Below are 1,472 nucleotides of genomic sequence, written 5' to 3'. Positions count from 1 at the left end.
GGTAGGTTCTCCCCATCTAGAAGGAGAGCCTTATGACTCAGCGATTCAGTGTTGCCGGTAAGCGTATTCTGATCACCGGTGCCTCCAGCGGCTTTGGTGCCCACTTTGCCACTGCGCTGGCCGAAGAAGGCGCGGATGTGGTGCTGGCCGCCCGCCGCGTGGAAAAACTGGAAGACACCGCCAAGGCCGTGCGCGACTTGGGCCGGGAAGCCATCGTGGTACCCATGGATGTGAGTGATCACGCCAGCGTGGAAGCGGCCTTTGCCGACATGCCACCGCTGGACGTGGTGGTGAACAACGCGGGTATTTCCCAGGAAGGCCCCACCGAAAACATCCCTGAAGAGGAATGGGACCGGGTGGTGGATACCAACCTGAAAGGCGTCTGGGCCGTCTCCAAATTCGCTATCCAGCAATGGAAGCGCGATGGCCGCCCCGGCAGCATCGTCAATATTGCCTCCATCCTCGGCCTGCGAGTGGGTGGCCGGGTGGCCCCGTACACCGCGTCCAAGGCTGCTGTCGTACAGTTCACCAAATCCCTGGCGCTAGACTGCGCCCGTTACAACATCCGCTGCAACGCCATCTGTCCCGGCTATGTGGAAACCGACATCAACGCGGATTTCTTCAACAGCCCGCAGGCGGAAAAGATGCTCAAGCGCATCCCTTACCGTCGTCTCGGTCAGATCGACGAACTGGTGGGCCCGCTGTTGTTGTTGGCCTCTGATACTTCGTCCTACATGAGCGGTGCCATCATCGCCGTGGACGGCGGTCATCTTTGCAATACCCTTTGATACGCACACGCGGCGCGGCAGCCAATACGGTCTGAAGCGTAGGAAACCCTTGAAACAGTATTAAGGAACGACCATGGATTTTTCCCTGAGCCCGGAAATCGAAAGCCTGCGTCAACAGGTCGCGGCCTTTGTCGAAGCGGAAATCATGCCGCTGGAAAACGACAAGGCCAATTACGACGACCACGAAAACTTCAAGGAAAGCGTGGTCGCTAGCCTGCGTGAAAAAGCGAAAGCGGCTGGCCTGTGGGGGTTCCAGTTACCCAAAGAGCGTGGCGGCCTGGACGTGGGCGTGGCCGGCATGGCGGTGTTGTACGAAGAAGCGGCGCGCAGCCCGTTCGGCCCGGTGGTGTTCAACTGTGCCCCGCCGGATGACGGCACCATGATCCTGCTTAACAAGATTCTCAATGACGAGCAGAAAGCACGTTGGCTACAGCCCATGATCGACGGCAAGGTGCGCTCCGCCTTCGCCATGACCGAACCCGACGGCGGCTGCGGTTCCGATCCTTCCCTGACCTACACCTCGGCCGCCAAAGAGGGGGACAACTGGATCATCAGGGGTCGTAAATGGTTTATCACCGGCGCCGAAGGCGCACAGACCTTTATCCTGATTGCCAAGACCAGTGACGATCCGCGCAAGGGCCTCACCGCCTTCCTGTTCGATGCCGACCAGCCCGGATGGGAAAT

Annotated in this window: 2 protein-coding genes; both read left to right on the top strand. The window is 59.6% G+C overall.

From position 1 onward, the window contains the following. Nucleotides 1–32: 32 nt before the first annotated feature. On the top strand, nucleotides 33–788 hold the full coding sequence (locus A3730_RS15415; RefSeq protein WP_063519473.1) for an SDR family NAD(P)-dependent oxidoreductase: 756 nt from the start codon (nucleotides 33–35) through the stop codon (nucleotides 786–788). 73 nt (nucleotides 789–861) lie between these two features. Then, nucleotides 862–1,472 (top strand): acyl-CoA dehydrogenase family protein (locus A3730_RS15410; RefSeq protein WP_197477493.1); only part of this gene is annotated, 611 nt, incomplete at its 3' end.

The sequence above is a fragment of the Alcanivorax sp. HI0044 genome, assembly GCF_001634945.1.
Note: the sequence above shows the minus strand (reverse complement) of the source record. Positions and strands in the feature narration are given on the sequence as shown.